General features: G+C 44.7%; 21 protein-coding genes. 11 read left to right on the plus strand and 10 right to left on the minus strand.

Annotation, left to right across the window (positions count from 1 at the left end):
• The first annotated feature begins 42 nt into the window (after window positions 1–42).
• The 3 genes from AC23P2_RS21290 (at window position 43) to AC23P2_RS21300 (ending at window position 1831) form a co-directional block, all read left to right on the plus strand.
• Window positions 43–579, plus strand: coding sequence for a DUF4833 domain-containing protein (locus tag AC23P2_RS21290; protein ID WP_487775074.1), 537 nt, complete (start codon window positions 43–45; stop codon window positions 577–579).
• Between the two features lie 40 nt (window positions 580–619).
• Window positions 620–1444: a sterol desaturase family protein gene (locus tag AC23P2_RS21295; protein WP_487775075.1), complete on the plus strand. Its 825-nt coding sequence runs from the start codon at window positions 620–622 to the stop codon at window positions 1442–1444.
• A 90-nt stretch (window positions 1445–1534) separates the two neighbouring features.
• Window positions 1535–1831 carry a DUF3817 domain-containing protein gene (locus AC23P2_RS21300; RefSeq protein ID WP_487775076.1) on the plus strand — a complete coding sequence of 99 codons (297 nt, stop codon included), beginning with the start codon at window positions 1535–1537 and terminating at the stop codon, window positions 1829–1831.
• 43 nt (window positions 1832–1874) lie between these two features.
• Here AC23P2_RS21300 and AC23P2_RS21305 read toward each other — a convergent pair whose 3' ends face one another.
• Both AC23P2_RS21305 and metK read right to left on the minus strand, forming a co-directional pair.
• The gene (locus AC23P2_RS21305; protein ID WP_487775077.1) at window positions 1875–2687 is read right to left on the minus strand and encodes an Rpn family recombination-promoting nuclease/putative transposase; all 813 of its coding nucleotides are present in this window, start codon (window positions 2685–2687) and stop codon (window positions 1875–1877) included.
• Window positions 2688–3112: 425 nt separating this feature from the next.
• Complete coding sequence (metK, locus tag AC23P2_RS21310; RefSeq protein WP_472491255.1) at window positions 3113–4402, minus strand: methionine adenosyltransferase; 1290 nt, start codon at window positions 4400–4402, stop codon at window positions 3113–3115.
• Window positions 4403–4571: 169 nt separating this feature from the next.
• Here metK and dusB point away from each other — a divergent pair, with 169 nt between their 5' ends.
• Together dusB and AC23P2_RS21320 are read left to right on the plus strand one after the other, a co-directional pair.
• Window positions 4572–5567 carry a tRNA dihydrouridine synthase DusB gene (gene dusB / locus AC23P2_RS21315; protein ID WP_487775078.1) on the plus strand — a complete coding sequence of 332 codons (996 nt, stop codon included), beginning with the start codon at window positions 4572–4574 and terminating at the stop codon, window positions 5565–5567.
• A 24-nt stretch (window positions 5568–5591) separates the two neighbouring features.
• Window positions 5592–6044 (plus strand): hypothetical protein, encoded by a 453-nt coding sequence (locus AC23P2_RS21320; protein ID WP_487775079.1) that lies wholly within the window; start codon window positions 5592–5594, stop codon window positions 6042–6044.
• Between the two features lie 65 nt (window positions 6045–6109).
• Here AC23P2_RS21320 and AC23P2_RS21325 read toward each other — a convergent pair whose 3' ends face one another.
• Both AC23P2_RS21325 and AC23P2_RS21330 read right to left on the minus strand, forming a co-directional pair.
• Complete coding sequence (locus AC23P2_RS21325) at window positions 6110–9802, minus strand: PKD domain-containing protein (protein WP_487775080.1); 3693 nt, start codon at window positions 9800–9802, stop codon at window positions 6110–6112.
• 222 nt (window positions 9803–10024) lie between these two features.
• Window positions 10025–11116 carry a DUF2891 domain-containing protein gene (locus tag AC23P2_RS21330; protein WP_487775081.1) on the minus strand — a complete coding sequence of 364 codons (1092 nt, stop codon included), beginning with the start codon at window positions 11114–11116 and terminating at the stop codon, window positions 10025–10027.
• 106 nt (window positions 11117–11222) lie between these two features.
• Here AC23P2_RS21330 and AC23P2_RS21335 point away from each other — a divergent pair, with 106 nt between their 5' ends.
• A complete protein-coding gene (locus AC23P2_RS21335) occupies window positions 11223–13028 on the plus strand; it encodes a hypothetical protein (protein WP_487775082.1) in 1806 nt (601 codons plus the stop codon).
• Here the strand turns inward: AC23P2_RS21335 and AC23P2_RS21340 are convergent.
• A complete protein-coding gene (locus tag AC23P2_RS21340; RefSeq protein WP_487775083.1) occupies window positions 13025–14191 on the minus strand; it encodes an AGE family epimerase/isomerase in 1167 nt (388 codons plus the stop codon). The two genes, AC23P2_RS21335 and AC23P2_RS21340, sit on opposite strands and share 4 nt — an antisense overlap.
• Window positions 14192–14260: 69 nt before the next feature.
• Between AC23P2_RS21340 and AC23P2_RS21345 the strand changes: the two genes are divergently transcribed.
• Complete coding sequence (locus AC23P2_RS21345; protein WP_487775084.1) at window positions 14261–15340, plus strand: GNAT family N-acetyltransferase; 1080 nt, start codon at window positions 14261–14263, stop codon at window positions 15338–15340.
• A 304-nt stretch (window positions 15341–15644) separates the two neighbouring features.
• On the opposite strand, the gene AC23P2_RS21350 is transcribed toward AC23P2_RS21345, so the two are convergent.
• Entirely contained in the window at window positions 15645–16694 is a 1050-nt protein-coding gene (locus tag AC23P2_RS21350; protein WP_487775085.1) for an agmatine deiminase family protein, read from the minus strand.
• Window positions 16695–16840: 146 nt separating this feature from the next.
• Between AC23P2_RS21350 and AC23P2_RS21355 the strand changes: the two genes are divergently transcribed.
• Window positions 16841–17371, plus strand: coding sequence for a DsrE family protein (locus AC23P2_RS21355; protein WP_487775086.1), 531 nt, complete (start codon window positions 16841–16843; stop codon window positions 17369–17371).
• A 79-nt stretch (window positions 17372–17450) separates the two neighbouring features.
• Here the strand turns inward: AC23P2_RS21355 and AC23P2_RS21360 are convergent, their stop codons facing one another.
• The 4 genes from AC23P2_RS21360 to AC23P2_RS21375 form a co-directional block, all read right to left on the minus strand.
• Complete coding sequence (locus tag AC23P2_RS21360) at window positions 17451–18026, minus strand: dTDP-4-dehydrorhamnose 3,5-epimerase family protein (protein ID WP_487775087.1); 576 nt, start codon at window positions 18024–18026, stop codon at window positions 17451–17453.
• 356 nt (window positions 18027–18382) lie between these two features.
• Complete coding sequence (locus AC23P2_RS21365; protein WP_487775088.1) at window positions 18383–20101, minus strand: GMC oxidoreductase; 1719 nt, start codon at window positions 20099–20101, stop codon at window positions 18383–18385.
• Between the two features lie 104 nt (window positions 20102–20205).
• Complete coding sequence (locus tag AC23P2_RS21370; RefSeq protein ID WP_487775089.1) at window positions 20206–20718, minus strand: gluconate 2-dehydrogenase subunit 3 family protein; 513 nt, start codon at window positions 20716–20718, stop codon at window positions 20206–20208.
• Between the two features lie 63 nt (window positions 20719–20781).
• The gene (locus tag AC23P2_RS21375; RefSeq protein ID WP_487775090.1) at window positions 20782–21816 is read right to left on the minus strand and encodes a LacI family DNA-binding transcriptional regulator; all 1035 of its coding nucleotides are present in this window, start codon (window positions 21814–21816) and stop codon (window positions 20782–20784) included.
• A gap of 375 nt (window positions 21817–22191) precedes the next feature.
• On the opposite strand from AC23P2_RS21375, the gene AC23P2_RS21380 reads away from it, so the two are divergent.
• The 3 genes from AC23P2_RS21380 (at window position 22192) to tnpA (ending at window position 24972) form a co-directional block, all read left to right on the plus strand.
• A complete protein-coding gene (locus AC23P2_RS21380) occupies window positions 22192–23358 on the plus strand; it encodes a glycoside hydrolase family 88 protein (protein ID WP_487775091.1) in 1167 nt (388 codons plus the stop codon).
• 13 nt (window positions 23359–23371) lie between these two features.
• On the plus strand, window positions 23372–23980 hold the full coding sequence (locus tag AC23P2_RS21385) for an RNA polymerase sigma factor (RefSeq protein WP_487775092.1): 609 nt from the start codon (window positions 23372–23374) through the stop codon (window positions 23978–23980).
• 530 nt (window positions 23981–24510) lie between these two features.
• Window positions 24511–24972, plus strand: a complete 462-nt coding sequence (tnpA, locus tag AC23P2_RS21390; protein ID WP_487775093.1) for an IS200/IS605 family transposase — start codon at window positions 24511–24513, stop codon at window positions 24970–24972.
• The last annotated feature ends 228 nt before the right edge of the window (window positions 24973–25200 follow it).

Genomic DNA, 25200 nt, shown 5'->3' on the forward strand with positions numbered 1-25200 from the left:
GTCATGGGTTTGAAGGTCTTAAAAACAACCTTACTTACAGCTATGAAACTTTTGAGTATGCTTCTGGTAGCAGGGGCGTTGGGTACTTTTTGTGCCGATGAAACGCCCTCAAAACTCCATTTCCCCGAGCCTCCGCGCACATCAAACCATTTGTTCTACATCCAACGGAGCAATAACATCAATACCGTCATGTACGAGGCGAATGTCGGTGCGGACAAAAAATTGGACGATGAAAGCCCGATGAACGTATATTGGATACGGTACGCCGACCGCGGGCAACGTGAAAGTCTCTCGACGCTTCAGTGGCAGCTAGCTTATGGCTACAAACACCATTCAACTCCTAGTGCCAATACCTACGAAATTTCCTTGAATGCGTTTAAGAAACGCCAAATTTGGGTTACGTATCAAGAAAATAAACCCGTGGCTATGACCCACATTAATGGCCGTAAAGTGCTGTTACAGAAAGTGTTTGTGCAGTTGGCCAACAATGCGTTTATTCCAAAAGTAAAGTACGTGGAGCTTTTTGGTTTCGATACTGACACCCATGCCAAAGCGTATGAACGTATTGACATTCAGTGATTTCTTATTCGATATCCTCCATTTTTAATTCGACATTCTGATGAATCCTTTGCAGTTTGAACAAGACGTGCAGCCACTATTGCTGTACGCAGCCCCCGTTATTTTTATTTTTGTAGCCCTTGAATACTGGTTTTTACGCCACGACCCGCATCATCATTATGATGCTGATGATTTGAAAGCTTCGGTCGGAATCGGGGTTGGGAGTTTGGTTATCAATGGATTATTGAAAGCGTTTACGGTTGGTTTGAGTTTGTTTTGCTACGAACTCGTACCGTGGCGTATCCCAAATACTTGGTGGGCGTGGGTGTTGGCATATTTAGGCATTGATTTTTGTAATTATTTTGCCCATTACATTGCGCACAAACAACGGATTTGGTGGGCTACCCACGTAACACACCATTCGTCGGAACACCTAAATTTGTCCACTTCGTTTCGAAATTCGTGGACGCAGCACATCAAAATCATCTTTTTCCTGCCCGTTTGGCTATCAGGCATTCACCCCGTGATTACGTTTATGTGTTACCAAATCGACTTATTGTATCAGTTCTGGATTCATACGGAGGTCATTACCAAGATGCCTCGCTGGTTTGAGTATATTTTTGTTACGCCTTCGCATCATCGGGTGCATCATGGCAAAAATGATGCTTACCTTGATAAAAACTTTGGAACCACCTTTATTCTTTGGGATCGCTTGTTTGGAACATTTCAAGAAGAAACCGAACGACCCATTTACGGGCTAACGAAGCCTGTAACTTCCAACAACGTGGTCTATCTCAATTTTCACGAGTGGCGAGACATTGTTAGGGATGTTCGGAAGGCCAAAAGCTGGCGAGAGGTAACAGAGGTATTGTTTGGGCCGCCTTAATTTTTTGGTATATAAACGCTAAATGAAGTAGTAAATCGCCTTTCTTTGTAGATTGATTGGTGCGTTTTTCAACCTTAATTTTAGAAAAGAATGGATTTACTTAAAACTCAAATAGGACGATTGCGGGTCATTGGTTTTATAGAAGGTGTTTCGTTTTTGCTTATCCTGTTCGTAACCATGCCATTGAAGTATTATGCCGAGATGCCAGGCCCCAACAAAGTGATTGGTATGGTGCACGGTTTGCTGTTTGTGTTGTACGTATTGGCGGTTGTGCAGAGTAAAATTGAGTACAACTGGCCTCTGAAAAAAACGGCTTTGGCATTGCTCGTCTCTATTGTTCCTTTTGGTACTTTTTGGGCCGACGCGAAGTTGTTTCGCCAGGTATAAGTCTGTGATGAATGGGGCGGAGGATATTTTTTTTCTCCGCTTATTAAAGATTCTTTATTTCGTCGGCAGAAAGGTTGGTGTATTTCATGATTTTTTCAACCGAAACCCCGTCATCTTTCAGTTCTCTTGCGACTTTTTTTACTCCGTCCAATTCAGCCGTTTTTACTACTTCTTTTACCTCAATGTACGTCATTAGGCTCTCTTGATACAACTCAAACTGTTGAGGCGACATATTTGCTATTTCGGCTACTTCAAAGGCTTTTTCAAAAATAGGCTCTTTTAGTATGGTTGGTATCTCATCAAAACTTTCTAGTTTTTTCAAGAAGTAAATCCATTTATCGAAATGGCTTTGAAGTTCATGTTCTGTTTTTGAAAACAAGGGCATTTGCAAAAACTTGAATGTTAATTTATCAAAGAAAATATCGCCGTCTTGGTCTTTGAGCTTAACGCTTCGCAAAAACTTCTGTTTTTCTTCTTGTTCATCATATTGAAAATCAAGAATAGCAATCATGTAAATAGGAGTGAGTCGAAAATCCCATTCACCCCTTTTAGCTTGTTCGCGAATAGGAAACGTTGCATAAAAAAGTGAGCGGTCTTTGAAGAAATTCACCTTTGCTTTCTGCATTTCAACAATGATTCTTTCACCACTTTTTGTTTGGCAATGAATGTCAAATATAGCTTTTCGTTCAATGGGTATTTCTGCAAAACCTTCTACATTACGAAAGTTAAGTTCAGTTATTTGATGATGTTGAGGAAGAAGCTGATTTAAAAAATCAATCAATAAGTCTTTGTTGGCTTCTTCACCAAACAATTTTTTAAAGCCAAAATCGGTATAGGGATTGATGTATTTAGCCATTCGCGCATTGATTTTAATGCAATTTACACATTATTCTTTGTTTCATTTTGCTAAGATACGTAGGTACAGGTTGAACGCATTAAAATATAAAGCGGCTATTGATTGCTCCAGAGGAGCTACATCTTAGTAGAAAAATGAATCAAATCCACCACAAAGCCCCATCTGGGCGGACGACGTTCGGTCAAAGATGTCACCCCGATGGGGCTTTTGGATGGCCTTTATCCCTTTTTTCTATTAAGATTTAGCCTCGCTGAGGCTACTTTTTTTAATGCGTTCAACCTGACGTAGGTACGACTTATTGTGTTGTTGGATGTGAGCATCCAACAACACAAACAAAAATCCCCCGCTCAGTTAAGAACGGGGGATTTTTGTTGTGCGTTCGGTTACTCATAACCGAACGTATGCAGAGGAGAAACCGAAATTACTTATAAACCAAAAGCAGCTTTTACGGCGTCAACGTAATCAAGTTTTTCCCAAGTGAAAAGTTCAACTTCCACTTCAGCCACTTGACCTGCGTTTTTGAATACTTTCGTTACTACTTGCGACTCGCGACCCATGTGGCCGTAAGCGGCTGTTTCTGAGTAAATTGGGTTGCGGAGTTTGAGACGTTGCTCAATCGCGTATGGGCGCATATCGAATACGCTTTCTACGATTTTAGCGATTTCACCGTCGTTCAATTTTTTGCCATTTTCGCCTTTTACTTTCGATGTTCCGTACGTGTTTACGTACAAACCGCAAGGTTTAGCTACTCCGATAGCGTATGAAATTTGAACCAATACTTCGTCACAAACGCCTGCTGCTACCAAGTTTTTGGCAATGTGGCGCGTTGCATAAGCTGCCGAACGGTCCACTTTTGAAGGATCTTTACCTGAGAAAGCACCACCACCGTGAGCGCCTTTACCGCCGTAAGTGTCCACGATGATTTTACGGCCTGTCAAACCAGTATCGCCGTGAGGGCCACCGATTACGAATTTGCCCGTTGGGTTGATGTGGTACGTAATTTGGTCGTTGAACAATTTGCGCAACGAAGGCTTCAACTTGGCCTTTACGCGTGGAATCACGTAGGTAATGATGTCTTTGCGGATTTGTGCCAACATGGTTTCATCATCGCCAAAGTCATCGTGCTGCGTTGACACTACGATGGTGTCAATACGAATAGGCTTGTTGGTGTCAGAATATTCGATTGTTACCTGCGACTTTGCATCAGGACGAAGGTACTTAATGCGCTTGTTTTCGCGACGGATAGCGGCCAATTCTTCCAAAATCTTGTGCGACAAGTCCAACGCCAATGGCATGAAGTTATCGGTTTCGCGGGTTGCGTAGCCAAACATCATTCCTTGGTCACCTGCACCTTGGGCATTTGCCTTACTTTCAAAATCATCTGCTGCTTGACGGTCAACGCCTTGGTTGATGTCGGCTGATTGTTCGTGAATGGCCGAAAGAACACCGCAAGAGTGCGCTTCAAACATATACTCAGCTTTGGTATAGCCGATTTTGGCGATTACTTCACGTGCAATTTGCTGTACATCGAGGTATGTTTTGCTGTTTACCTCACCTGCCAGAACTACTTGGCCAGTTGTAACGAGCGTTTCACAGGCTACTTTTGACGTAGGGTCAAACGCCATGAAGTGGTCAATAAGGGCGTCCGAAATTTGGTCGGCGACTTTGTCGGGGTGGCCTTCCGATACTGATTCTGAAGTGAATAAATAAGGCATTCTTCTATTGTATGATTTACGAAGTATGAATTACGATTTGTGTGTCGTTGAATTTTAGAGAGCAAAAATAGGTTATTTTCAGAGATAAAGAAAAAAGAACGAACTTTGTATCCTCGCAAGGGAGTGTTTTTGGGGATTAATTATTTTACGTACCAATTTTTGGTTAGCAATGGTAAAAATTGAAAATATAGAATTAGGAGAGTTTCCGTTGTTGTTGGCACCGATGGAAGATGTGTCTGACCCACCGTTTCGGGCGGTGTGTAAAGAAGGTGGAGCTGATTTGATGTACACCGAGTTTGTCTCGTCGGAAGGTTTGATTCGCGATGCGGCAAAAAGCGTGCAGAAATTAGATATTTTTGAATACGAACGTCCTATCGGGATTCAGCTTTTTGGGAGCGACATCGAAACCATGGGCGAATGTACCAAAATTGCGACTAAAGCAGGTCCCGATTTGATTGATATTAACTACGGATGCCCTGTAAAACAAGTCGCTTGTCGCGGAGCAGGCGCGGCATTGTTGCAAGATATTCCCAAAATGGTTAAAATGACCGAGGCCGTCGTGAAAGCTACGCATTTGCCTGTGACGGTCAAGACCCGCCTGGGCTGGGACGAATCCACCAAAAATATCGAGGACGTAGCCGAACGCTTGCAAGACATTGGCATCAAGGCATTGACTGTGCACGGGCGCACGCGCGTTCAGATGTACAAAGGCGATGCCGATTGGACGCTCATTGGCAAAATCAAGGATAATCCACGCATCAAAATTCCTATTTTTGGAAACGGCGACATTGATAGCCCCGAAAAAGCCATCGAATATCGTAACCGTTTTGGCGTGGATGGCATCATGATTGGACGGGCGAGTATCGGTTATCCTTGGATTTTTAACGAAATCAAACATTTTATCAAAACGGGCGAGCATTTAGCACCACCTACTACCGCCGAGCGCGTACGCGTGTGTCGTAAACACCTCGATTTTTCGATCAAATGGAAAGGTGAACGTACGGGGATTTTGGAAATGCGCCGCCACTACGCTACTTATTTTAAGGGCTTGAACAATTTTAAACCCTACCGGATGCGTTTAGTGGAAACCCTCGACTATGCTCATATTCTAGAGATTTTGGATGAAGTAACCGACATCTATGCCCTAGAAAAAGTAGAAGCGTAGGGGATTCATCAAACCTTTTGAATTATGCGCATTTACTGGTTAGGTAGTTGCCTTGTGTTGTTGATAACAACGTTGGCAGTGGCTCAAAAAAACACCCAAGGGATTTCGGGACAAGTACTTTGGAAGGATGGGAATTTTATGCCTACCATCGGTGCTAAAACGTCGGTTCCTAAGGCGGTTCCCGTGGTTCGAGAGGTGTATATTTATGCCTTGACGAATGACAAACAGGTAGAGGCGGGAGAAGATGCAGGTTTTTACCAAAAAGTAAGTTCAAAACTCGTCAAAAAAGTAAAAACCGATAAAAAAGGGCGTTTTTCAGTGACGCTGCCAGTGGGCTACTATTCTGTTTTTACCAAAGAAGAAAAAGGACTTTATGCCAATCTATTTGATGATGCCATGAATATTAACCCCGTCCAAGTCCAAAAACGTCGCTGGACAAAAATGGATGTGGTGGTTGATTATCAGGCGGTTTATTAAAAATAGAGCCTCCCGAAAGTTTGTAACCTCCCGAAAGTTTTGAACTTTCGGGAGGTTTGTTATTTCTACTCCCTAACTACCTTCACCGACGACTCCACTTTTCCGTTTCGTTTGTAGGAAAGAATATAAGTCCCCGACGAGAGTTCTTGGGTCGAGACTTCCACTTCGTTTGCGTTGCCCGTGAGGGTAACCGTTTTAACCAACTTACCTTGTATGGTATGAAGTTCAAGCTGCGATTTGTCGGTCAAACTCCTTGATTTGAGCAAGTTATCCAACTTCACTTTCATTACATTTTCAAACGGATTGGGCATTACTTTTAACAATGATGGTTCCAATTCTTTTTCTTCCTCAAGGGCAGGAGTTATCTCAACGGCGGCTTCTCGTACAGTGGCATTAGAAGGTTCCGACAAGAGGTTGGCAGGAAGCATTTGGGCACAATTCCCAGCAGTTCCCATGCCTGGCGTTACTGTTATGGTACGACAAGCTTTGGCTACGCACTCACAAGGGCCATTTCCATTGTCGGCATAAATGGTCAAGCAGACATTATACGTACCTGCACTGAGGTAAGTGTGCGAGAAGGTAGCATTGTTTGACCAGTTACCATCACCAAAATCCCAATGGTAGGCGGAGATAGGATACGTACTTGCACTTCCTGTTGAATTAAACAATACTTGCAAGCCATTGGCTGCATAACTGATACATGGCGTGACGGTACATACACATTTTGCTACCACAATTTGGTACGTAAGTGTTTGTTTTCCACAGCCATTGTCGTAGGTGAGTGTAACTGTGTAAGTACCTGGATTAGTGTAAGTATGACTTGGGTTAAGCGCTGTAGAGGTGAATCCATCGCCAAAGTTCCACAATACATTTTGAACAGGACAATCGCTTGCGACCAACCGCAACGTCACGGGTAGTCCCAGACAGGCTGTTTTGGGAACGGTAATGGCAGGGTTACAGCAACATTTCTTCGACTCGGTTTTGGTGCAAGTAGTACCATTGGCAAACGTAATGTTGTAAGTAACAACCACATTACCGCTCGAAGTAGCTTTGAAACACGCATCAACAGTTGTAGAGTCGCAAGTACCTGTTGGGGTAAAGGTATAAGTTGAAGTTCCTACGTAGCTTGTCGGTGCGGGGTTGCAGGTCCATGCCAAGTTCGTAAACGTGCCGTTGGTCAAAGTTACCTTGATTTGTTTTACTGGACACGCGACTTTCAATTTGCTACAACACAATTTGTCGGTCTGAACAATTTGGGTTTTTTCGCAACAATTTACCGCCGCTGCATCAATGGAAACACAGGTCAAATTAGACTCACTTGGGGTGAGGTTTACGTCGGTATTGGCGTTGTTGATGTACATCAAGGCCGCCGCTGTTGCGGCAAAGGTGTTACACGCTTTTTGGGTGTTTTGTGCCGTGGCGCTTACCAAAGCCCTGAAGTCATATAGCTGCGTAGCGGTTGGCATAAAACTACTGCCAAAATTCGCTTTTACATTACGAGCACTGAGCGCTGCGGCTGTCCAAGTGGTGGTATTACAACCTCCAGGAGAATACGATAGGTCAGGAAGGCAAATGTTGACCGAATTGGCGTAGGTGGACGAAGCACTCAGTGGCGTTGCACTTACAAAATTTTGGTGCAAAACATCAAACTGACTACCACGGCTAACAGCTCGGTTGAGCATCAAAAAGTCCGTCGTTACTTTGTCGCGGGGGAGCATATCAAAAAACAATAGGTTCTTTAGAGCTGCGCCCGTTTTGGTCAATCCCAAGCGATATATCACGTTGGTATTTGGGGTGGTCACTGCGGAGGTAGCGAAGGTTGCCCCGTTGTCTTTGCTTACCTTTTTATCCAACGTAAAGCCAAAAACGGCGTTTGTTGTCAAATATTCGGTATTGGAAGTAGCTAGTACTGCCGACAAATTGGAATGAACTCTAAAGAAGTTAGGAATAACGCCAACGGCAGCATTGTTGAGGACTTTTACGTCAAATTCGATGAAATAAAAAGGTACGCCAGCGGTTCCATACTGACCACAGTTGGGGTAATAAACATTGGCGCAGCTAGTACCGATGGTTGGGATGTTCCAACGTAGATTGTTGCCTGCGTGGGCGGTAGAAACGCCCGTCCAAGCAGTAGTTCCAACGGGGATACCCGAGCCTGCCGTACATACTGGGCTGTAATTACTTGAGGTATAGTAGGTTTCGTTTCCGACGTACTGCAAATTTGCATTCAATAAATCATTGATGTAAGCGCCCGATAGCACAGCTGTACCGATGTTTTGAACCCGTAAACGATACCGCAACACTTGCCCTTGGTTATAAGTGGCTTGTTTGTTACAAATTTCTTTGAAAGCACAAACGTTGGTTGTTGGCGGATAAATCGCGATGGTATTACAAGATGTACGAACCGTCGTAGGATTAGGCATAGGGTACCTTAAACTCGCACAGTTTAAGATACTGCTAGGAGCTATTGAGTTAATGGTAAAGTTGATGCGGTACGAAACGCAAGCTCCCACGGCGAGCGTGCCATTATTTTGGAAATAAATGGCAGGATTATTCCCTAACGTGGCGGTGTAAGTTTGTGTAGAAGTGGCATTGACCAAAACGTTAGCAGAATTAACATTGACAGTGACAGGGTTAGCCGCTGTTCCTGTTACCTGAATGCTAGTGACCGTAATACCCGTTGGTATGTTGTCATAGACATTGAAGTTAGTGAGGGGAGAGGTGCCATTGTTACAGACGACGATGTTGTAGTACCCTGCGCAACCACGAGCATTGCCCGATACATAGGCGTATTTACTGATTTGTCCAGAGGTAACGGGGGCTGATTTGGTCACACAAATTTGGAGCGAATCGGCGTGTTTTCCGCAATTGGGCGAGGTGGGTTTGCCCAAATCACCCGTTAACACTGCTTTATTGGTGCGACTGGTGTTGATGGCAAAACCAGGATAATAGATTTTGATTTTGGCCTGCCGCTGGAAATAGTTTTGCGTAGCATCAAGCGTCCCTAAGCCTGTCCAAGTGATATTGGTGCCCGATGCAGTGATCGAGCCCGTAGCGGGAGCAATGGGTGCACCGCTAATAAATACGGCACCTGCTGGCATTCGATCCACAATGGAGGCATTTTCCAAATTGAGAAAACCGTACAATCCCGTGTTTTTATAAACCGAGACAATGTATTCAACGGTGTCGCTCAAAGTCGCCCACTGGCATGTGCCGCCCGTGTAAGCCAGTCCACTGGGTACTTTATACACTTTCCAGGGGTCGGTGGCTTGGGCGGTGGTGCTTACGTAGCCCGTACAAAGCTCAGCGCCTGTGGAGGTTCGTAAGCAAGCGCGGTTGCGAGCGGTTTCTCCGTTACAGGTCGTTCCAGCGGGGAACTTTACATTGATTTGAAAAGAGCCCGAGCAAGTTGAAGTAGTAGCGGGTACCTGATACGAAACTTGCGTACCTCCGACAACGGTTGTTTGAGATACGCTTGGTGTACCACATACTGCGGTGGCAATCACGTTGTCAACCACCAATGGGCTAGGTACTACATCCGTGATGGTCGTAGCAGGTGAGCCCGCAGGAATGGTGTAAAAAATCGTGTAGGTAAAACCTACTCCCGTAGGAGTCGTCGAATTGCTAACCACTTTTTTCAAAAAGTAACCACCAAGGTTAGCTTCTTGAGAGGTCGGAGAGTTTTGGGCAAAAGCGCATATCGCCAATGACCAAAACAACAAAACCCTCCACCAATGTGTAGTAAATGGTTGTTTCATAGGGTAAGTAAGAAGTGTAAGAAATAGAAAAAATTAATGCGTTTTTAACGCAAGTGTTGAAGTATATCAACGGAGAAATAGAAGCAAAAATAATGCCGTTTCCTACGAGCGTGTAGGAAAAATGCACATCTAAAAAGGAATACTATTGTTTTGGAAACATGCCCATTAATTGAATGTTAATGAGCATGTTAATGAAAGTGTTGTCAAAAATTGTGCCACATTTTATTGCAACGCATACAATGCAAAGGAAGCCAGCCAGTGCTCGCCGCCGTAGCCACCATTGGTGATTTGGGGTAGGGTAGTATTGATAAAATGCTGTGATGCTTTGAGCATAGTTGCCCGACGTGGGTCGGTTTTGGGAAGGGCTTCAACAATGCCTTTCAAGCACCAAGCCCGACTCAAAGAAAGCCCATCTAAGTGAACAATCTGCATGTCGTTTCGGTCGCTTACGACGGGGAGTTTGAGAATGTTTTGCAAACCAGCGGCAGGCATAAATCCATTGAACCACTTGGTGAACGCAGCGGGCGTCAAGATACGACGCATTAGGTCTGCTACTTCCAGACTCGGGGATAAAAAATCGGAACCATCGGGTTCTTGGATGGCGGGTGCTTGGGTATTGTTCAAATAAAAATACTTGGCTTTTTCGACGATTTTGGCTTCAAAAGCGGCATTTTTAACCGTACGAGCGTAGTCGAGGGCAAACACCAAACCGAAAGCCGTATTGGGATGAACACCCGTGCGATTGGGGTAGGTTTGTTTGGGTAAAAATGCCGTCCAAAGCTCCACTACTTGCTGAGTGAGCGGACGTAAATGTTGGTGCCATTGGCGTCCTTGGGGGTCGTCCCAGGTGGCCAATTCTTCGTCGAGTTTGAGCAACCAAGCCCAGCCGTAGGTACGTTCAAATGTGCGCGAAAACTTATATTTGGTAAAATACTCAGCTTCGGTTTTCATCTTATCGGGCTGAAAACTATCATCCAGTATGTTCCGAATTTCTGTTTCTTCGGGAAGTCCCTTGAAAGTTTTAAGAAGCCGAACTAGCATCCAGTGCCCATGAACAGAAGAGTGCCAATCCAAACAGCCATAGAAAGCGGGGTGTAGCTGCTTGGGGGTGAGTTTGGCGTCATTCTCGGCTTCGATGGTATGCCCCGTTTTGTTGGGATATTCAGTATGGATACAATGCAGGGGTAATTTTGCCAAAAAAGAAGCGCCAGCGGACGTCAGGCGCAATTGGTCATTTTCTTTGACAAGGTAGGTGTTTTGGGCAAAGAGCACGGTGAACGGAAAAAAGAGTAAAAAATAAAAGCTATTTTTCATTTTGTTGATAATGAAGTAGTTAAGGGTGATTTGGGTACATTTTGAGGGGTAAAACACTAAAATCGCCTACGAACTTACTAATTTTAAGCGTTTTTCGACCTTACGCATGACTTTTTTCAATCTTTCTATCCAAAAACGGTTCTTAGTTTCGCTGTGTTTGTTACCGTTGGTGATATACGTGGTTTTTTTTGAAGCCATTGCATTGAATGCTAACTACGTGGCATACGACGATATTCACGTGCTTCAAATTGTAGAACAATGGCAGAATGCGGCATCTTGGCGCGACAAACTGGACTGGCTGACCATCGGTTTTCCCGAACACCGCATCGTGTTTACGCGTTTGGTGGTGCTCTTGTCGTACTGGCTGACAGGAAGTGTCAATTTCAAAACATTGATGGTCATCAGTAATTTACTTTGGGTTGGCCAATTGGGGATATTGTTCAAAGTTTTTCGGAAACTCAATCTCTCTTTTGCTTACTTCATCCCCTTGTGTTGGATTGTTCTCAACGTGCATTCGTTTGAAAATATCTTTTGGGGAACAAGCTCGCTCGGAAATTTTGGGTTACTCTTTTTTACCATGATGGCTGCGTATGGATACACACAGTTGTCGCCCAAGTACAGTTGGATAGGGATTTTGTTCTCAGTTTTTGCCACATTTTCGTACGGAAATGGCCTGTTGACTTTTCTAATTGGAGGAACGATTCTGGCTTTGTCGAAGCGTTGGAAAGAAATGAAGCTCACTTTGGGGGCATTTGTGCTAACGATGGGACTTTATGCACTCACCCATTCGCACGCGTCTCCAAGTTCGCTTGATTTGACAAAAGCGGAAAACTATTTACAAGCAATCATTTGTTTTTTAGCCTTTATTGGATCTTCGGTAAATTTTGATGCTTACAGTCCCTCTATACTGGCTCAGTGGCTTTCAGTCGTTTTTGGGGCAGTACTTTTGACAGTAAATGCCTGGGCTTTATTACGATATACTACCATCACAATAGGTCAGACAATAGTCAGACCGGAAGTCAGACCGGACATAGCCAACCCAGAAATTACAACAGATCAGACGATAGTCAGACCGAACAGCGCCAGCCCAACCCTGTCTTTATTCCAAAAATACACGATTACATTAAGACTCAACAAAGTGCAGTGGTTTGCCTTATACATGCTGTTATTTGTGTGTTTGACCTCTTTGGGCGTCGTTTACAAACGGGCCGAATGGGATGGTTTATATGGTATGTTCAAAGGACGCTATCGGATGTATCCCACTTGGATGTTGATTCTGACGTATTTGTTGGTGTTGGATTGGAATCGGGAAAAAATAACCCAGAAGTGGTTGGCTGCTGGGATGGGAATTGTGATGATTTTCAATGTCTTGGTGTTGTATTACGCCATTGCACCTGCGGTCAATAACCGCCGAATGGCCGTGGCACAGGAGTTTAATTCGATATACAATGCCGATTTGTTGGGCCTAAAAATGTTTGATTTAACAGGGGCTGACTTTCTCCGATTACAGAAACTGTACCAGCCATCCTTGTTTTTTAGACAATACGAAAAACAGTGGACAGCTTCGACGGATTCACTTTCAACGAATGGAAATTTCAAGGTTGATTCGGTTTTTTGGAGCAACAAAAACCTGAATGTTTACTATCACCGCGATTTTATTCGGCCTGTTAAAAACACGGACGACGGAGCTTATGTGGTTCTTAAATCTCTTTCGCACGCTTACATGGCCGCAGGAATGCAGAAGGCCCTTCCGCTGAAGACATTTCTCCGAAGAGGCTGGTATTGGGATAGGGGATTTACGGCAACTTTTGTTCCTGGGGCGGTCGTGAAAGGCAACTATCGGATGTATGTGCTACTGCGTCAGAACGGTGTTTCAGAATTACTCGATACGCAAAAACAAGTGACGTTTTAGGCGCCAATATTTGCCAGTAATTCGGAGGAGGCCAGCAGGTTTTTGATGGGGGCAAAGGCATTTTTGTTAGAAGCCGCTTTGAGGGGAAGCAGCGGTTCTCCGTGCCTACTCACCACGCCTACCCATTCGCCTTCTGGTGAAGGATCAGGGAAATGTTGCCATACATAATCATTTACCCGTTGCCATTGTTTCAAAAGGCTGCGGTCTTGCAAAACTTGGTAAGCTCGTAGCAATGCCGTGCAGGCTTCTAATTGCACCCAAGCGTATTTATAGTAAGCGTCGGGTTCGCTGGCGGGCAGGCTTTTAACGTCCAACCAATGATAATAACCACCGTAGGCTTCGTCCCAAGTAGTTTCGGCTAAGTAAGCAATGTGCTGGGCCAACTGCCTGCGAATTTGCCGTTTGTTGAGCGAATAGGTCAGTTCGTAAAAAGCATTGAAAGCTTCAAAAACCCGTCCTGCGTGGATTCTTCGCCCCAACAAGCAATCGGAGTATCCGCCTTCTGAAAACACATTTTCTAGTAAAATATCGGCACGGGGTTCCCAAAAATGTTTTATCAGCTCGTTCAAAAGCGCTTCCCCTCGTTCGCGAAACGCTTTTTCAGAAAGACAGTTTTTTGCCGCCATTAGTGCACGGGCAAGGGCGCTTAGTTCCCCAATTTGTTTCAAATGGCGTCCGCTGATGGGCTCGTCGATGTATTTTTGAAGACGTTTTTCACGCTTACGAATGGCTTTTGTCAACGATTTTTTGGCTGCTTCGGCATAGGCTTCGTCTTCGGTAATGTCGTACAAAATGCCCCACGCGGCGCAGGCAGCAGCTTCGACTTGGGTGTCTTCCACCTCAGACACACCCCGCCCCGTAATATCCACCGACTCCCACCAATTTTCTTTGGCATCGGTAGCGTATTGGAGCAAAAAATCAGCACCTTGGCGAGCGTACTCCAGAAAAGCAGGTCGGGCTTCGGTTTGGTACAACTTCGCAAAAGCCCAAGCTTGCTGACCGTGCCAGGCCATCCACTTGTCGGTCGAAATGACTTCTCCTTTGTTGGAAAGTACGCAAAAATACCCGCCATTGACACGGTCGATGGCAAAGTCGAGCCAAAACGGAACGACTCGTTGTAAAAGGTCTTCGCGGTATTGTTGGGCGTACAAAAGCAAATTCATGCCGCAAAAATAGATTTTTTTTTACCTTTGTTATGTACTCAAACCTTCCCAAAAGGCTAGAATTTCATCATGTATTTTATAGAATCTATTCGTTTGCGGCTCATTCCGCTCACTACCCAGCAGTTACAACTACACGCTAGTGACTACTTAGGATTACAAAAATCGTTGGGGCTTTCGCCTCGCTCAATGAAAATGGAGGAAGAGTTTCAACTGGAATTCGACGATGCCTTGGCCAATTACTGGTTGCCCGAAACAGCGGCAAACGTGGCCAATTATCAGTGGTTTACCAATTGGCTCATTGTTGAAAAAGAAAGCAATTCGGTAGCGGGAGGAATTGGGGTGGCAGGTATGCCCAATGACAACGGCGAAACCGAAATGGGTTACGGCCTAGACGAAGATTTTCGGGGCAAAGGCATTGCGACCGAGGCGGTTGAGTGCCTGATGAAATGGGTATTCAAACATCCCGCAGCCCAGGCCCTTACCGCCCAAACGCCCGTTCGGCTTCCGCATTCTCAGCGGGTGTTGGAGAAGGCTGGCTTCGCCCAAGTGAAGGAAGAAAATGGCATTATTTTGTGGCGAAAAGCCAAGTTAGGTTACACCCTTAAAAAGCAGTACGTTTGCAAAAAATTTAAACCAATGAAAATAGCAGCTAATCAAGTCGTAGCATTGGCCTACGAGCTTAGTATTATGAACGATACCGACGAGTGGCAGATGGTAGAAACCGTCGGTGAAGACCAGCCAATGCAATTTATTCAAGGAATGAGTGGCTTGCCAGAAAGTTTTGAAGATAAAATCAACGGGCTTGCCGTGGGTGAGTCGTTTGATTTTACGCTTTCTCCCGAGGAAGGATACGGCGATTATGACATGGAAGCCGTTGCCGAACTCCCGATTGATATTTTCAAGGTGGACGGTGAGGTTCAAGAAGATATGCTTCAAGTGGGCAATATGATTCCAATGACCAACGAAGATGGACATCGTTTGATGGGACAAGTCGTAGAAGTAAATCGCGAGTTTGTGTTGATGGATTTTAACCACCCATTGGCAGGCCGTAAGATGCACTTCAAAGGCTCTGTGATTAATGTCCGCCCTGCTACGGCCGAAGAACTAGACCACGGTCACGTTCATGGCGAAGGGGGAGTGGAACATTAGTTTTAATGTCGAGTGTCGAGTGCAGAATGTCAAGAATAGAGTGTCGAGTGCAGATTGCAGAATGTCGAATAAAAATCCATTCGACATTCCGTACTCGACGTTCGACACTTTTTCTCTTCATTCGGCACTCCCTTTCGTCGGGTTGTGAGCAACCCTCTACACGTTGTAATTAACCTTCTACATGAGCATTCGACATTCCGCACTCGACGTTCGACACTTTTTCTCTTCATTCGACACTAAAAAAATCGGGTTGTAAGCAACCCTCTACACGAGCATTCGACATTCTGCACTCTGCATTCGACACTTAAACCAGTGGTTCTTGCTGGCTGAGACAGTGGAAGCTGCCGAGGCCCCAAACGATTTCGGTAGAGTCGATGCCGATAACCTTGCGGTCGGTGAAACATTGACTCAAAATATCCAATGCTTTTTGGTCGTTGGCGCAGCGGAAAGTTGGGACAATGACCGCCGCGTTACTGATGTAAAAATTGGCGTAGGACGCAGGCAAACGCAAGTCTTCACTGTACAAAGGCGTTGGCATTGGCAACTCAACGATGTTGAGCTGTTTTCCATTAAGCAAACGCATCTGCTTCAATTCGTGGATATTTTCTTGTAAAATTTCGTAGTTATCGTCCGATTTGTTCTCTTCAACAATCGCTACCACCGTATCTTCATTCACAAAGCGCACGGTGTCGTCGATGTGCCCGTCGGTGTCATCTCCTACGATGCCATCGCCTATCCAGAGGATTTGCTCCACTCCGTAATAATCGCACAAGTACTTTTCAATTTGCGCTTGATTTAGGTGTGGGTTGCGGTTTTCGTTGAGCAAACAAGCCCTGCTGGTCAGTAATGTCCCTTTTCCGTTAAACTCCACTGAGCCACCCTCCATGATGATGCCAGGCGTGACGTAGTCTAGGCCCAAATAATGAGCAATCGCTACGGGAATGAGGTCATCGTTGTTGAACGGTGGATATTTCCCTCCCCAAGCGTTGTAACCCCAATTGACCACTAGGCGTTTTTTGGTTTCAGGATTAATCAAAATACCTGGGCCGTGATCGCGGCACCAAGAGTCGTTGGTGGCGTGGAGCGGAAGCTCAATTTGATTAAGGTCGATTCCAGCCCCTAACAAATGAAGTTTTATCGTTTGTTGAACCGTTTCGTTATGCGCATTGATACACACCTTTTCGCCCTCGCTGATGGCCTTAATAAATTCCAAATACGCAGGAAGCATTTTAGGCTGACGCTCGTACGTCCAAGAGGCTTCGGTATGAGGAAAACTCAACCAAGTGGCACGGTGTGGATGCCATTCGGCAGGAAAGAAAAAGCCCTGTTCTTTGGGCGTAGATGAAATTGACATGATGCTTTGTAGTCTATTAAGCAGTTTTGTAGCTACAAAAATAGGGAGAAATGTAGATTGTTTTACGACCCTCGTGTAGGTTCGTTTCGTAAAGTCTGTGTATCTTTCGTTGAAATTTTCTCTTCTTCACCTCAACAAATAAACGTATGCGTACTTGTCGATTGATTATTTTACTGGCATTTGTAAGCTTGGCTAGCTTTGCTCAAAAGAAATTTCCCTACATCAAAAGTGGGGGAGGTATGTTTGAAGTGCCTGAAGCAGAGCCAATTGTTGACCCTAAGATGAAGTACAAAGTGTTGTACGAAATTTCAAAAGGAGCCGATAAACCCGACTCTGTAAACAGTACCTTGGATAAGTTGGCTCGCTTGGTAAACTTGCACTTGTCGGCAGGAATTCCGAAGCAAAATTTAGACGTAGTGGCCGTGATACACTTTTTGGGTACGCCGTTGATTTTGAGCGATGAAGCTTACAAAAAGAAATTTGGAGTGCCGAATCCTAACACTGCATTAATCAATGAACTTGCGGCAAACGGTGTCAAGTTTTACATCTGCGGTCAGTCGCTGTATATGCGTAAACTGGAAAAAGAACCGCGCAACCCTGCGATTCATGTCACGTTGTCGGCCATGGTTTTAATGACTACACTCCAATCGAAGGGGTATGTGTCTATTATTCCGTAGCAGTTTGGCAATTTTGGGAACCATATAAGACATATAAGTTTTTCTTATAATTCCTTATATATCTTATATGGTTCAATTACTAAGAGAAATATCCCTTAAATGTCAAGCCGTTGATAAGCCCCTGTAACGATGGCGCGTCGGCTGCTAAATCACTTAAAATAGGATTTTCAATGCCCCAGTTGAGTTCAAGTTCGGGATCGTTCCAGCGGCAGCGCCAGTTGTCATCAGCGCCGTAGTCGGGATAGGCTTCCGAAACCGCCTGTACGTGAATAGACGGCGTAAAGAAATACCATCCATGCAGCATTCCAACGGGGAAAACAAGCGCGGCGGGATCTTCACCAAACAATTCAAACAAGGCAGATTTGTGCTGCGTAGGCGAGCCAGGCCGCAAGTCGCGGAGGCCCAGTAGGCAATGTCCTTCGATGAGGCAAAAGTACTCATCATGGCGGACGTGGAAGTGCATTCCCCGAAAAACGTTGGCTTCTGATTTTACGGCGCTCCATTGTACGGGTTTAAGCACCGTGCCCCAGTGATCTTGAAAAATTTCGGTAAACGACCCACGATGGTCTTTATGCTCATCCAATGACACCAAACGAACTTGGTGAAGCTCGACGCCGTCTATTTGTGCTGATTTTATAAGCTGAGTAGTATTCATGGTACAATGCGGTTTTGGGCGAAAGTACCACGAGGCAATGAATAAAAAACTGAGGGATGTCAGGGCTAAAGCCCTAGATTACGCTCTTGTTTACAGCCCCCAGCCTAAAGGCATGGGGTTTTAGGAGTAAACACTTTAAGATTGGCTATGATTATTTTAGTGTTGCACACCTACTTGTGGCGAAGCTATTTCCCAGAATCTAGCCTTTCTACGGTAGAAAGTAGTAATTCAGAATGCTTAAAAACGTCTAAAAATAACTACAAATGTGTTACAATCTGATATTTTTATTGAATTATATAAAAAAACGAGGGTTGCCAAAATTTATGACGACCCTCGTTTTTTTTAGATAATAAAGACTACAAATTCTTCGCTTTCAATTGTTTTACGGCGTAGTCAGCGGCGCGAGCAGTGAGTGCCATGTAAGTGAGCGACGGGTTTTGAGTGGCGGTAGAAGTCATACATGCACCGTCCGTAACAAATACGTTTTTGCAAGCGTGCAGTTGATTCCAATTGTTCAAAAGCGATGTTTTAGGGTCTTTCCCCATCCGAACGCCACCCATTTCGTGGATATCAAGTCCTGGTGCTTTGTTTGGTACATCGTGGGTTTGGATGTTTTTGAAACCTGCTTTGGTAAACATCTCCGTCAACTGCTCGTGGTAGTCTTTCACCATCTTTTCGTCGTTGTCGTCGTAGCTTACCGAAATCCGTAACTGTGGGATTCCCCACTTATCTTTGAGGTTGGGGTCTAGGGCTACGAAATTGGTTTCTTTCGGAATGGTTTCGCCCATCATGTGCGAACCCACGCGCCAGTTGCCATATTTTTTCTCTTCCAATGACGTTTTCAGCTCTTCACCCATGCCTGAGCGATCGTTGAAGGTGATACGGCTAGCATTAAAGCCCGCAGCGTAGCCGCGTAAAAAGTCGGTTTCTTGTTTAAGTAAGTTACGGAACCGAGGAATGTAGCTACTATTGGGGCGGATTCCCTCGGATGTGGTATCGAGAAAACCTTCGTATTCACCCGAAATGCTTGTACGGTAGTTGTGGAAAGCAACATACTTACCCATTAGTCCATTGTCGTTGCCCAAGCCTTGGGGGAAGCGGTGAGAGGTAGAGTTGAGCAAAATCAAGTTGGTGTTGAGTGCGGCCGCATTCACAAAAATGATTTTTGCATAATACTCTATAGCTTCGTTGGTTTTGGCGTCAATGACGCGGACGCCCGTGGCTTTACCCAGTTTTTCGTCGTAAATAATTGAGTGAACCACCGAGTCGGGTTTGAGGGTCATCTTTCCTGATTTCATCGCCCACGGAATTGTCGTGGCGTTGCTGCTAAAATACCCTCCGTATGGACAGCCACGTTGGCAAAGCGCGCGGTTTTGGCATTGAGCGCGTCCTTGTTGGAAGTGAATCGGATTCGGTTTTGTCAAGTGAGCGCAACGACCAATGATGATAGGGCGAGTGCCGCCGTAGTGTTTGGCCATTTGTTGCCCAAAGTATTTTTCTACGCACGACTGTTCGTGAGGGGGCAGAAACTCCCCGTCGGGAAGCTGCGGAAGGCCGTCTTTGTTTCCCGAAATACCCGCAAATTTTTCAACGTAACTGTACCAAGGCGCAATTTCGTTGTAGTTAATGGGCCATTCCACGGCAAAACCATCCCGCGCGGGTCCTTCAAAATCAAATTGTGACCAACGTTGCGTTTGGCGCGCCCACAGCAGCGATTTGCCACCCACTTGATAGCCACGGATCCAGTCAAATGGTTTTTCTTGAACGTAAGGATGTTCGGCGTCTTTGACAAAAAAATGGGCCGCATCTTCGTTGAAAGCGTAGCATTTGCTCACGATAGGATTGGCATCTTTTACCTCTTTGGGCATTTGATTCAAATGCGGAAACTCCCACGGACGCATCATGGTCGTTGGGTAGTCGGTGACATGCTGGACATTACGGCCGCGTTCAAGAACGAGGGTACGTAGTCCTTTGCCTGTCAGTTCTTTGGCTGCCCAGCCTCCGCTGATGCCTGAGCCAACAACGATGGCATCAAACGTGCGTTCTTTGATAGAATCTATAGATAAATATGACATTGGTGAATTTGCAGTTTTGAGGTTGAAGAAGCGAATTGCGTCCGAGACGCAATGCCATTATTGCCCCAAATAACAGTTTGGGGCAAGCCGTTGAATCGAATATACTATTTCTTTACAGGCACACAACCGTGATAAAACCCAGGAGCCATGTTGTATTTTTGAATATTGACCATGACGTATTCAGAGTTTTGGTAGCCCTGAATGGTGAGGTTTTTAATCATGCTTACAAACGGCTTCGTATCAGCGTTATCGGCTAATTTTTTGAGAAGTTCAAGGCGCTGTTTTCCGTCGCAGGCAGCAAACGACTTGCTGTATGCTTGTTGAGCGGCCGAATTGGTGTCAGCTAATCCTTTTTTAAGGTTTTTTTGCGCATTTTCGCCGTAGCAATCATTGATCATCCGAAGCGCGAATTGGTGCACCTTCAGCGATTTTGCCCCAGGAGTTGTGGTTTCAGGAATGATGGTTTCAACGATTTCGGCGAGGGTATCTTCCTCTGCGATTGTGAGTAGGGTAGGCCCTTTTACCGTTTCGGGAGTCCATGCTTGCGCCCAGCTTGGTAGGCTCATTAATCCTCCAACGGCCGCCGTTAGGCTTTTTAGGGCAGAACGTCTTTGCATAATAACGTTTGGTTAGTTTTATTTCTACAAAGAAATGAAATTACATTTGATACCTATCAAAACTTATTTTTTTCGCCTTTCTACCATCGACGACTCCCTAATCATCAGTTGGGTACTGAGTACAATCGTTTCGGTAACAACGGGTTGGTCGTTTTCAAGCTGTTTGAGCAAAAGCCGAACAACTTGCGCACCCATTTCTTGAATGGGCTGGTTGACACTGGTGAGCGATGGCGAAAGATAAATGCAGGTGGGTTCGTTGTTGAAACTCACAATGGCCACGTCTTCAGGAATCCGAATTCCTTTTTGTTTAAAAGCATACATGGTTGCAAACGCAATGCGGTCGGTCATGGTCAGAATCCCGTCGGGTGGTGTGGGCAAGCTCATCATGTTAAGTGCCTGCATCATGGTATTTTCTTGGGTAAAATCATTGTGAAAAACGTAGCGCTCGTTGTAGGGCAGGCCGTAGTGTTCTAGGGCGTCTTTGAAGCCACGCAAACGCTCGTTGCTGATCAGTAAGTGCGGGGGGCCTGCCATGCAGCCAAGGCGTTGACAGCCGTTTTCGATGAGGTGTTGGGTTGCCTTAAAAGCGGCTTCATGGTTGTCAACAATCACCCGCGAGGCGTCGATGTCGGTTGAATAACGGTCAAAAATTACGAGGGGCATGTTTTTTCGCTGCAAACGGTAAATGTGCTCAAAATCGCTTGTATCGCGCGCCAACGACATAATCACCCCTTCAACTTGGCTGTGAAGCAGGTTCTGAATTTGAGCGACTTCCCGTAAATACGATTCGTTGGTTTGGCACACCACCACACTGTAGCCCGCTTGCATGGCTGCCTCCTCGATGCTGTTGAGCATCGAGGCAAAAAAATGATAACTTAACGTCGGTAAAATCAACCCAATGGTTTTTGTACGGCTTTTGACCAGATTTTTTGCCAACTGATTGGGTTGGTAGTCCATGTCCTCGGCCAACTGCAACACTGCTTGTCGGGTTTCGGGGTGTATCTCGGGCATCCCGCGCAAAGCGCGCGACACGGTAGAGGCAGATAGATTGAGGGCGTTAGCAATGTCTTTGATTGTGACGGCCGTATTTTTATTCATTGGGTTTAGAAAAATATAATTTTTACAATATGTCGCCCATTTTGGGTAGAAAAACCGAGGAACTTCGGGAAATGATACAGTTGGTGACTTTAGAACGAATATTTGATTTTTTTAAGTTTAAAATGAGCGTTGCAGAAAAACCGCAAACGTAACCGCAAACGTTTGCGGATGATGTTGCACAAAAATATGTTTAATTTTTGCCTTATTTCTTTTTGAAATGTGAATTTACTTATACTTTTAACATAAAGAAAGACAAAATAGCCCATTTATTTGCATAGATGATAAATGTATGATAATCATGTTGAATGGCTATGATTTGTACTTTTTTAATAAATTTGTTATCCCTTTTTACGTTTTAATAAATCTATTACTTGAATGAAGAAAATCATTACCTGTGTTATAACCGTGCTGTCATTGTCGGCATGGGGGCAGTCCAAAATTGATGTAAAAAAAGAGTTTGAGTTTGCGGCCAAGCAGTACGAAGGAATGTTGGCAGCTCACCCTGACATTACGAAGTTTCCCCAATCGACCAACCCCGACGGAACCCCGCGCGACATGAAGTCGAGCTGGTGGTGTAGCGGATTCTTTGGAGGTTCTTTGTGGTATATTTATGAATTTAACAAAGCACCTCAGTGGAAAGAAGCAGCCCACAAATGGACGATGGCTGTTGAACAAGAGCAATACAACAAAGGCACGCACGATTTGGGCTTTATGATTTACTGTCCGTTTGGAAACGGCTATCGCCTGACCAAAAACGAAGCATACAAACCCGTTATGCTGACGGGGGCGCAGTCGTTGGCAACACGTTTTGATCCCAAAGTGGGGCTGATCAAGTCGTGGAATAGTTTCAAAGGTGGTTACAATTACCCCGTGATTATTGATAACATGATGAATTTGGAGTTTTTGTTTTGGGCGGCGAAGGAGTCGGGCAACAAAGACTTGTATAACCTGTGTATCACGCATGCCGATAACACCATGAAACACCACTACCGCCCCGATCATAGCGCGTATCACGTGCTCTGTTATGGGCCAAACGGCGAAGTATTAGCCAAGAAAAACCACCAAGGCGCGTTTGACGAGTCGTCGTGGTCGCGGGGGCAATCGTGGGGAATGTACGGCTACACGGTCATGTACCGCGAAACCAAAGACCAAAAATACCTCGATCATGCCCGTAACATCGCCGATTATTTGTTGAGCCACCCTAACATGCCTGCTGATAAAGTACCATACTGGGATTACAACAAACCAGGGGAAGAACGGGATGCTTCGGCTGGGGCCATTTTAGCGTCGGGGTTGTTAGAGTTGAGTACGTACGGCGGTAAAAATGCCAAAAATTATTACAACACAGCTGTTACAATTTTGGAAAGCTTATCGAAGCCGCCTTACAAAGCAGAATTGGGCAAGAATAACCACTTCATTTTGCAACACAGCGTAGGGCACAAGTTAGGTAATTCGGAGATTGATGTTCCTTTGGTATATGCCGACTATTACTACTTGGAAGGACTACTTCGTTACCAAGCCTTGAACAAGAAGAAAAAATAGACGTACGTTCTACATGAAGCCAATAGAAACCTCATCGTCACAAGTGGATAGTCAGCTATGGTCCCAATTGCAAAATGGGAGTGAATGGGCGTTGGGAAGGCTCGTCAAAAAATATTTCAATCCTTTACAAAATTATGGGTGCAAGTTTGTGCAGTCCGAAGATTTTGTAAAGGATTGTGTCCAAGAGGTATTTATTGAAGTATGGCAACGGCGTGAACGCCTCAGCACTCCCGTGAGTGTTAGGGCGTATTTATTGAGTTCAGTACGAAAAAAAGTGCTAAGGGAGGGCTTTCGGCAACGAATTTTGAAGGATGAACAGCACGAAATCGACACCGTATTGGATTGGCACTCGCAAGAACTTCCGCACGAATGGGCGATTATTGAACAGGAAAACGTTGAATTATTGACCCAAAAAATCACGATTCTTCTTGATAAACTTCCCAAACGGCAGCGAGAGGTTATCTATTTGCAGTTTTATCAAAACCTGCATCGTGATGAAATAGCTCAGATAATGGAAATTAACCCGCAGTCAGTTTCTAATTTGGTACAGTCGGCGTTGAAGGTATTTCGTACCCATTGGCAAGTGATTCAGGTGTTATTGGGATTGGTTATGTTTAATTGATTTTAGAAGATTTCAGGGCTATGCCCCTTTTTTGTTTCATGAGGCAAGGCGCATTCTACGAAGATTTGAGGGCTACGCTCCCGATGTTGTGACGTTAGCCCTATACTTTTCGTCAACAATAAGGCAAAACGCAAGAAGAAAGGGGCGTTAGTCCCGAAATCTTCGTAGAAACCAAGACAAACCGAATATCAAACAAAGGGGCGTTAGTCCCGAAATCTTCGTAGAAAATAGGCAATCTGAATATCAAACAGAGGGGCGTAGCCCTGAAATCTTCGTAGAAAATGAAATAGTCGTAGAAAATAGAGCAAAAATCAGATGTCAGGGCTACGCCCTTTTTTTATTTCATCAGGAAAAGCTTTTTCTACGAAGATTTGAGGACTATGTCCCCGATTTTGTGACGTTAGCCCTATACTTCTCGTCAACAACAAGGCAAAACGCAAGAAGAAAGGGCGTTAGCCCCGAAATCTTCGTAGAATCAAGACAAACCGCCTAACAAACAAAGGGGCGTTAGCCCTGAAATCTTCGCACAAATGGCCAATACATATACACAATTATACATTCAATTTGTTTTTTCGGTCAAAGGTCGAGAAAACCTAATTAGGGAAGCCTTTCGAGATGAACTTGAAAAAGTAGTGTGTGGTATTGTCAATAACCATAAGTGCAAAACGTACGCGATCTATTGTAACCCTGACCATACCCATATTTTTGTAGGAATGCACCCTACTATTTCTCCCTCAAAGCTGATGGAGCAAATCAAATCAGGTTCATCAAAATGGCTAAATGACCAAAAATATATTCATGGAAAATTTGCTTGGCAAGATGGATATGGGGCTTTTACTTATTCCAGATCACAAATTGACAATGTTGTTAAATACATTTTAAACCAGCCAGAACACCACAAAAAACAGTCATTCAGAGAGGAATATCTAATGTTTCTTGAAAAATTTGAGGTGGATTACGATCCTAGGTATTTATTTGAATGGTATGAATAGCAGATGTCAGGGCTACGCCCCCTATGTTGGGAAACAATAACGTCAATTATTTCGTAGAAAATAAGGTAAAAAAAGGGGCGTAGCCCTGCAACCTTCGTAGAAAAATGACAATAGTGAACATCAAAAAAGGGGCGTTAGCCCTGTAATCTTCGTAGCAAATAGGTCAAAAGTCAGATGTCAGGGCTAACGCCCCTTCTTTTGTCAATAGATAGGGGCTTTTACTACGAA

Source organism: Runella sp. R0.1_18, assembly GCF_057652155.1.

Bases quoted from the DNA above. Each gene is read 5' to 3' on its own strand.
- AC23P2_RS21335 (WP_487775082.1), top strand. From the start codon at position 11,223: ATGACTTTTTTCAATCTTTCTATCCAAAAACGGTTCTTAGTTTCGCTG.
- AC23P2_RS21360 (WP_487775087.1), bottom strand. From the start codon at position 18,026: ATGAATACTACTCAGCTTATAAAATCAGCACAAATAGACGGCGTCGAG.
- AC23P2_RS21320 (WP_487775079.1), top strand. From the start codon at position 5,592: ATGCGCATTTACTGGTTAGGTAGTTGCCTTGTGTTGTTGATAACAACG.
- AC23P2_RS21295 (WP_487775075.1), top strand. From the start codon at position 620: ATGAATCCTTTGCAGTTTGAACAAGACGTGCAGCCACTATTGCTGTAC.
- AC23P2_RS21340 (WP_487775083.1), bottom strand. From the start codon at position 14,191: ATGAATTTGCTTTTGTACGCCCAACAATACCGCGAAGACCTTTTACAA.
- AC23P2_RS21350 (WP_487775085.1), bottom strand. From the start codon at position 16,694: ATGTCAATTTCATCTACGCCCAAAGAACAGGGCTTTTTCTTTCCTGCC.
- AC23P2_RS21305 (WP_487775077.1), bottom strand. From the start codon at position 2,687: ATGGCTAAATACATCAATCCCTATACCGATTTTGGCTTTAAAAAATTG.
- AC23P2_RS21375 (WP_487775090.1), bottom strand. From the start codon at position 21,816: ATGAATAAAAATACGGCCGTCACAATCAAAGACATTGCTAACGCCCTC.
- AC23P2_RS21325 (WP_487775080.1), bottom strand. From the start codon at position 9,802: ATGAAACAACCATTTACTACACATTGGTGGAGGGTTTTGTTGTTTTGG.
- AC23P2_RS21385 (WP_487775092.1), top strand. From the start codon at position 23,372: ATGAAGCCAATAGAAACCTCATCGTCACAAGTGGATAGTCAGCTATGG.
- tnpA (WP_487775093.1), top strand. From the start codon at position 24,511: ATGGCCAATACATATACACAATTATACATTCAATTTGTTTTTTCGGTC.
- AC23P2_RS21380 (WP_487775091.1), top strand. From the start codon at position 22,192: ATGAAGAAAATCATTACCTGTGTTATAACCGTGCTGTCATTGTCGGCA.
- AC23P2_RS21330 (WP_487775081.1), bottom strand. From the start codon at position 11,116: ATGAAAAATAGCTTTTATTTTTTACTCTTTTTTCCGTTCACCGTGCTC.
- AC23P2_RS21355 (WP_487775086.1), top strand. From the start codon at position 16,841: ATGCGTACTTGTCGATTGATTATTTTACTGGCATTTGTAAGCTTGGCT.
- dusB (WP_487775078.1), top strand. From the start codon at position 4,572: ATGGTAAAAATTGAAAATATAGAATTAGGAGAGTTTCCGTTGTTGTTG.
- metK (WP_472491255.1), bottom strand. From the start codon at position 4,402: ATGCCTTATTTATTCACTTCAGAATCAGTATCGGAAGGCCACCCCGAC.
- AC23P2_RS21365 (WP_487775088.1), bottom strand. From the start codon at position 20,101: ATGTCATATTTATCTATAGATTCTATCAAAGAACGCACGTTTGATGCC.
- AC23P2_RS21370 (WP_487775089.1), bottom strand. From the start codon at position 20,718: ATGCAAAGACGTTCTGCCCTAAAAAGCCTAACGGCGGCCGTTGGAGGA.
- AC23P2_RS21345 (WP_487775084.1), top strand. From the start codon at position 14,261: ATGTATTTTATAGAATCTATTCGTTTGCGGCTCATTCCGCTCACTACC.
- AC23P2_RS21300 (WP_487775076.1), top strand. From the start codon at position 1,535: ATGGATTTACTTAAAACTCAAATAGGACGATTGCGGGTCATTGGTTTT.
- AC23P2_RS21290 (WP_487775074.1), top strand. From the start codon at position 43: ATGAAACTTTTGAGTATGCTTCTGGTAGCAGGGGCGTTGGGTACTTTT.